The organism is Ewingella sp. AOP9-I1-14, from assembly GCF_052375995.1.
Lineage (GTDB): Bacteria > Pseudomonadota > Gammaproteobacteria > Enterobacterales > Enterobacteriaceae > Ewingella > Ewingella allii.
In genome coordinates, this window is the sequence record NZ_JBQSVA010000023.1 from 1 (window position 1) to 6776 (window position 6776).

Below are 6776 nucleotides of genomic sequence, written 5' to 3' on the forward strand. Positions count from 1 at the left end.
GACTTAGGTAAAGTTCCGGAGGGTGTTACTCAACGCAGAGCACGTTGGTTACCCACTGGGGTGAAGCCAGGCTGCCGGCACCCTTTTCCAATGCATTGGGGTTTAAAGAAGAAAGCCCAATTACCCACAGACTTATCCCCCGCTTTTGTGGATAAGACTATATCTAGTGTTTATCTCTTACGAAAAAACCAGATATTGCGGTTTTTGCCAGCTTATCGTTGGGGGATTTTCTGTAGACGTCAAAGGGAGGGTTTTGCCGGTTGCTGCGATATAATGTATTTGGATTCAGAGGATTGCATACCGTCTGGTCCGGTCAGGCGGCAGCGACGGGGCGTTGCTGTCCGCCCGATTCCCCCATAGGTTAGGTTTTTCCCGTATAGGCGCCCCCCTATAAAACGACCGAACGCCATTTCGGTATTTATTCTGGTAGATCGTGACGCAGATTGCGGTGATTAAAAAATTCAGCCTTTATACCCCCCGAAAGTTTTCAGAATTCACGTAGCTGCATTCCGACTATGAAATGATGAGAAAATCCCACTTCCCGAAATAGCCCCCTCTTCTGTGAAATCTAGCCACTTGCCACCCCGGACCAACCCCATTCCGTTTTCTGCTATTACCGGCAACCGCGCCCCCCGGGCGGGTTTTTGGCCTAAACCCCACCATCTGGTGTTCACAACCCTCTTTAGCCACTAAATACAGCACGTGAAGGATCCTTTTTGGATCCTCTCTTTGCAACTCGCTAAATTATTTGATTCCGATTTATGGCATAATTCCATAAGTCGGAAACGATGACCGATCACGTCCACGAGTTTTTGCCGTGGTATCCGCCCCGCCGCTGGGCGAAAATGGTCACCTTAGCCGCCGCCGGCGGATAATTTTGCGCAGATTGCGCTGTGTGAATTCTGAAAACCGATCGGGGGGTCAGTGCGCTATTTTTTACGTAGCGCGATCTCAGCCGTTTTTGGCCACACGTGATGACATTTGCGGTTCTGTTTGAAGGAGATGATAACCGATGACTGAGTTGACCACGCTGCCGGGACCGGAGCGTCGACCGATGTTAATGGTGCGTCCCGAAGATCACCGGCGCGCGCTGGCTCTTCGCCAGATGGCCATGGCCTATGCCGACCTGCCAAGGTACCTTTTATTGCCGGAGGTCAGCGCCCTGCTCCACTACTTGCCCGACTGGTCACAGCACGCCCTGGTCTCCACGTTGTGGAACACCGGCGGGCGGATCAATGAAGTGCTGGCGTTGAAAAGGCGCGACTTCCGGCTTAACGGCGATTACCCGCACGTGGTGATACGCACCGCCAAGCAACGCCGCGCCGGCACCGGCCGTCCGGCTAAAGGGAAATCGGCAAACCGCGTGGTGCCTTTATCCGATCCGGGGTTTGTGGACGAGCTGCGCCGGCTGTTCGCCAGCACGCGCGAAAGGATTGAGACCGATGCGCAAACCGGTGAGCGCCGTCCGCTTCCCATCTGGACGGCGACCGACAGAACGGTTAGAAACTGGTTAACCCGGGCGGTCGATGAGGCAAGGCGTGACGGCGTCACGTTTTCAGTGCCGGTCACGCCGCACGTATTTCGGCACAGCTACGCCATGCACCACTGCTATCAGCATACGCCGCTGAAGGTGCTGCAGGCATTACTCGGCCATGAAAAAGCGGAAAGTACCGAAGTGTATACGCGGGTGTTTGCGTTAGACATTGCGGCCAGCCAGCAGATCACCTTCAGCATGCCGGAGTCCCAGGCCGTAAGCCTGCTGAAAGAAACGCATATTTCAGGTGCCTTTTTGACGCAAAAATAACACCTTTAATGCACAAATATGGCTCCCTATTGGTACCGTTTTAGCATAAATAATTTTTATGTTGGTCACACAGGCTTTTCAAAGAAGTGCACGGATGAACGTGGGGAGGGATATAAAAGGAGAGATGAGCCTGGCCGGGTTTGTTCTGATCCAGTGAAGAATGAAAATTAAGGAGCCTTTTAATACTATAAAAGCTCCTTATTGGTACCAAAAATGGTATCTTTTTAGCGTTATTCACCCAGCCCATTTTCGGCATAGAAAGATAGCGCATGGCGGATCATATTGAGCTTGGAGCGCTGGGTTTTCTCGCACAGTGACTCCAGCTGGGTAAACTCAAACTCATTAAAGGGTACCCGGATGGCTTTATAGTCCCGCTTGGCATCTTTGGGCAGGCTGAGTTTCTGCGCCGGCGTGTTTTCGGCGAGCGCGGCAAAAGCCTCAATTTTATCGGCATCGGCTGTTTGTGCCGGCCGTTCTCTGCGTTTTACCATTTCACAATCTCCTGTACCAGGCATTGGATCTCACCGCGGGCTTTGCCGTTGTCCATCTCCACCACGCCCTTACCTTCCGACATGCAGTCACGGTAGATTTTACGGTCCCGAATGATGGTATTCATCAGCTGGAGCACCGGATAATCTGCCAGGTAAATTTTTGCATCCTGAGTCTCATTCACGATCGGGTTGGTCGGCGCCATGGTCAGCAGCGCTTTCACCCGAAGTTTGGGATTTAGATCTAACGCCATCGTGATGATGTCCTGCAGTGCGGGCAGCGTATCGAGGTCTGGCTGCGAGGGTCTGAAAGGAACGATCAGCACGTCGGCGGCGCTCATACCGGTGCGCAGTTCCCGGCTGTCGCGGCCTGCGGAATCCACAACGACATACTCATAGCGTTTGGCCAGGTCAGACAGCGTTTCATGGATGTTGTCGAACTTCTGAATGCTGTGGATTTTTGGCAGATTCATATTCTGATTACGATCGCTGATCCAGTTGGATGCCGTACCCTGCCGGTCAGCATCAACAAGCATCACATCCTTTCCCTGTCGTGCAAGTTCAGCGCCGATATTAGCGGCGGTTGTGGACTTACCACAGCCTCCCTTTTGGCTCCCTATAAGTATAATCATGGCACCCTTCCAGTGTGATATTGATGTCAAAGTAGTACTACTTTAGCCGTTACTCGAATGCGGTACAACAAATGTGTCGTTGGCGCTTTGCTCGAATTAATAACAGACGCGCATCCTGCTGATATTTACCGACTGGGGAATGAGACAGGTACAAGAGTTAAACGTGATACTAATTGCGGTAACAATAAGCAGCGATATAATTTGTTATATTTCATAGGCTTAATTGTAGCCTGTGTCATTCTAACGTGATAACTTTTGCGGTAAGATTGGCTACGTTCTCGCCTGGAATGCTTAACCTATCTAACGTGATATGATTTGCGGCGCTTTTCATCAGGATCTGTATCCCGGCGGTTAGCTGTCATACGTGATAGGTTTTGCGGTCACGGAGTAACAATTTACGATCATATTCCTGTTTTCCGCGGTCATTACACTCTTCTGGGATACTGTCACACAAAGCCTGATGTCAGGTTCTGAATGCGGAATCTGTTAAGGTGATATGTTTTGCGGTTCTCATGTAAGATTTAATCAATACATTCAGGTTGATACATTTATAAACCACATTAATGAGAGAATGTTTTACTGATGGTGCTCAATATTGATACGAAGATCATTCTTCATCTGACGATCAAAAAATAAAACAACGCGAAGCTGCGTTAGCTTGTTTTATTTCTTGTTTCTTATTTCTCTTTTCTTGTTTCTAGTGTTGATTTAACTACTATATTACAAGAGGTTAAAACAAGTTACGTGATATACTTTGTGGTAATACGTGATCGCTTTTGCGGTTAAAGGTGATAACTTTAGCGGTGTTACGTGATCGGATCTGTGGCAAGACGTGATCCGATCATCTGTTGATAAGTCTGTTTTTAACGTGATATATTCAAAAAAAATATCACCTTTGGGTTGAGACAGATACATGGATAAACAAAGCGTCAAAAAACTGTACGTGACTCAGGATAATAAACTTCTTGAAGGTGCATACAGCGCGACCCTTGATGAAATGCGCCTTCTGTATCTTGCCTTGGTGCAAATCGACAGTAAAAAGCCTCAACCCGATGGTATTTATACTTTGTTTCCTGCGGACTTTGAAAAAATGTTCGGGGTTAATCCATCTCATACTCACCAGCAGCTCAAGAAAGCCGCGGATTCACTCGGCAGCAAGCCGATCGTCACGTTTGAATGGAACGATAAAAAGCAGCGCCTAGATAAAGTAAAAAGGTTTTGGTTTTCTTCGATCCGCTATGACGCATCAGACAACAGCGCCGATGTGACGATCCGTTTTTCTCCTGATGTGGTGCCCTATCTTTACGACCTCAAACGCGAATTTACCCAGGTTGACTTTCAGCATGTGTCAAAACTGGATACTCCTTTCGCATTCCGGCTTTATAGCTGGCTGGTTAAGTTCAGAAAACTCACAAAAAATGCCCGCACTAACGGCATCATTGAGACCGATGCCTTAGAAATTGACTGGATGAAAGAACGCACAGGGCTGGTGGGGAAATACGAGGAATATCGGTTTTTCAAACGTGACGTGCTGGTCCCGGCTGTTGAGCGTATAAACGCTAATACGGATATTTCGGTTACTTGGGAACCGGTGAAAATGGGAAGATCCGTTAAAGCGATCAAGTTTTTTTATATCACAGAAACAGGAACCACATCTGCCAAACCTTTACGCCCACGTCTGCCGAGAAGGCCTCATGTTCTCGAAGGGTCCGACAAAGAAGGCGTCTGGGCGAGGAAATGTATTGCCGTGATGCAGGATTTTAGAGCACGGTTGGAAGAGTATGATGATAAAGAGAAATTACCTTTAGCAGACTTAAAAAAGTGGCTGCACTGGTATGAGATTATTGGCGATGATGCGTCGGTGAAACGCATGAAAGTTGAGATTTCTGGCAGGTCAAAAAGAAAACCAACCGACGCGAATATAAGTGCTTCAGTTTAAGATCCCATTCTGATCCTAAGGTTGATCCCTCCATAAGGCCTTTAGAAGCCTGAAAAAAGGCACCTGAATACCTAAGACTTATATCCAGGCTTATGCCCCCATGAGGACTCTCAATGCACGCAGGCAGCTTGTTTGCAAGCGTTATTAAGTTCATGACCTTTCCCGCGAGAATAAGGAAGTTATAAACACCGGAAGATAACACCAACGCACTGTGTTGGCTCGTGAATATAACGAGTACATGATGCGCTGTGTTTCAGCCTTATGAGAAGCTAGGGAGAATGCGAGATGATAAACTTGTACTTAAATAAGTACATTGTTATTATGTCTGCAAATTGCTTTAAGGAGACTGTTCAATGCGACACATCACTTTTACAGAGGCCCGTACCAATTTCGCGAACGTACTGAATCAGGTCAGTGAGGACGCAGATACCGTCGTTATCACCCGTCGTGGCAGCCGTGACGTAGTGATGATTGATGCAGACGAATACAGCAGCATGGTTGAGACGCTTTACCTGTTCAGTAACCCGGCAAACGCTGCGCATTTAGAGGGATCATTGAACCAGTTAGATCGCGGTGAAACGGTTGAAATTGATGTATGAAAACCGTATTCACGGCGCGCGCCGCTGAGGACTATCGATACTGGCAGGATAACGACCCGAAGAAGTTCGAACGCGTGCGCCAACTTATTAAAGCCCTGCATGCTGACGCGTTCGTCGGGATAGGTAAGCCCGAGCCGCTAAAGCACAAAAGGCCATTATGGTCACGACGTATCGACCGGGAACACCGGCTTGTCTACTACGTTAAAGACGGCGAAATTGTTATCATTGCCTGTCGTTTTCATTACACCGGCATCTGATAGGCCCGCATTATGCGGGCTTTTTTGTGCCTGTAAGGGCAAACGCATCTGAAAAGTGAGACCGTTAGTTTATCCCTAGATTCACGTTGAAGCATGTCCCTTACCAGCTGTCGACATAAAGCAAGACCGCCTGACTTCATAATTTCTTAGGAAGGTTTAATCAATACCCCCTCTTTTTTCTCCTGCTGAGTGGTACTTAAGAATGATCAATTAGTATATTCAGTACAATGCAAAATCGTTGCTGATGTGTTTACAGCGATGCTTTTGTGTAGCATTATTGCTTTTTTATTAAAATGCTGCATGAGAGGCTGTATGTCTGGGGATAATAAGCAGATCGGGAAAATCGCTGAGCGTTCTGAAAGAATGCTCATGTCTCTTACTGAACAGATACAAGGGAAGGTGCGAATAAGCGGGGAAATTCTTCTCGGCTGACTCAGTCATTTCATTTCTTCATGTTTGAGCCGATTTTTTCTCCCGTAAATGCCTTGAATCAGCCTATTTAGACCGTTTCTTCGCCATTTAAGGTGTTATCCCCAGTTTTTAGTGAGATCTCTCCCACTGACGTATCATTTGGTCCGCCCGAAACAGGTTGGCCAGCGTGAATAACATCGCCAGTTGGTTATCGTTTTTCAGCAACCCCTTGTATCTGGCTTTCACGAAGCCGAACTGTCGCTTGATGATGCGAAATGGGTGCTCCACCTTGGCCCGGATGCTGGCTTTCATGTATTCGATGTTGATGGCCGTTTTGTTCTTGCGTGGATGCTGTTTCAAGGTTCTTACCTTGCCGGGGCGCTCGGCGATCAGCCAGTCCACATCCACCTCGGCCAGCTCCTCGCGCTGTGGCGCCCCTTGGTAGCCGGCATCGGCTGAGACAAATTGCTCCTCTCCATGCAGCAGATTACCCAGCTGATTGAGGTCATGCTCGTTGGCCGCGGTGGTGACTAGGCTGTGGGTCAGGCCACTCTTGGCATCGACACCAATGTGGGCCTTCATGCCAAAGTGCCACTGATTGCCTTTCTTGGTCTGATGCATCTCCGGATCGCGTTGCTGCTCTTTG

At 48.3% G+C, this 6776-nt stretch carries 6 protein-coding genes and 1 pseudogene; 4 read left to right on the plus strand and 3 right to left on the minus strand.

From position 1 onward, the window contains the following. The first annotated feature begins 1012 nt into the window (after nucleotides 1-1012). Nucleotides 1013-1804, plus strand: coding sequence for a tyrosine-type recombinase/integrase (locus tag ACT3RT_RS22805; protein ID WP_353504344.1), 792 nt, complete (start codon nucleotides 1013-1015; stop codon nucleotides 1802-1804). A 230-nt stretch (nucleotides 1805-2034) separates the two neighbouring features. Here ACT3RT_RS22805 and ACT3RT_RS22810 read toward each other — a convergent pair whose 3' ends face one another. Both ACT3RT_RS22810 and ACT3RT_RS22815 read right to left on the minus strand, forming a co-directional pair. Continuing rightward, complete coding sequence (locus tag ACT3RT_RS22810; protein WP_353504345.1) at nucleotides 2035-2295, minus strand: ribbon-helix-helix domain-containing protein; 261 nt, start codon at nucleotides 2293-2295, stop codon at nucleotides 2035-2037. Next, on the minus strand, nucleotides 2289-2924 hold the full coding sequence (locus ACT3RT_RS22815; protein ID WP_353504346.1) for an AAA family ATPase: 636 nt from the start codon (nucleotides 2922-2924) through the stop codon (nucleotides 2289-2291). The genes ACT3RT_RS22810 and ACT3RT_RS22815 overlap by 7 nt, the downstream gene beginning before the upstream one ends. Nucleotides 2925-3837: 913 nt before the next feature. Between ACT3RT_RS22815 and ACT3RT_RS22820 the strand changes: the two genes are divergently transcribed. The 3 genes from ACT3RT_RS22820 (at nucleotide 3838) to ACT3RT_RS22830 (ending at nucleotide 5719) form a co-directional block, all read left to right on the plus strand. Next, nucleotides 3838-4863 (plus strand): replication initiation protein, encoded by a 1026-nt coding sequence (locus ACT3RT_RS22820; RefSeq protein WP_353504347.1) that lies wholly within the window; start codon nucleotides 3838-3840, stop codon nucleotides 4861-4863. 353 nt (nucleotides 4864-5216) lie between these two features. Next, entirely contained in the window at nucleotides 5217-5462 is a 246-nt protein-coding gene (locus tag ACT3RT_RS22825) for a type II toxin-antitoxin system Phd/YefM family antitoxin (RefSeq protein WP_353504348.1), read from the plus strand. Then, the gene (locus ACT3RT_RS22830) at nucleotides 5459-5719 is read left to right on the plus strand and encodes a Txe/YoeB family addiction module toxin (RefSeq protein ID WP_346637700.1); all 261 of its coding nucleotides are present in this window, start codon (nucleotides 5459-5461) and stop codon (nucleotides 5717-5719) included. The genes ACT3RT_RS22825 and ACT3RT_RS22830 overlap by 4 nt, the downstream gene beginning before the upstream one ends. Before the next feature lie 540 nt (nucleotides 5720-6259). On the opposite strand, the pseudogene ACT3RT_RS22835 reads toward ACT3RT_RS22830, so the two are convergent. Beyond that, nucleotides 6260-6776: pseudogene (locus tag ACT3RT_RS22835) on the minus strand (IS5-like element IS5 family transposase); the annotation flags it as partial.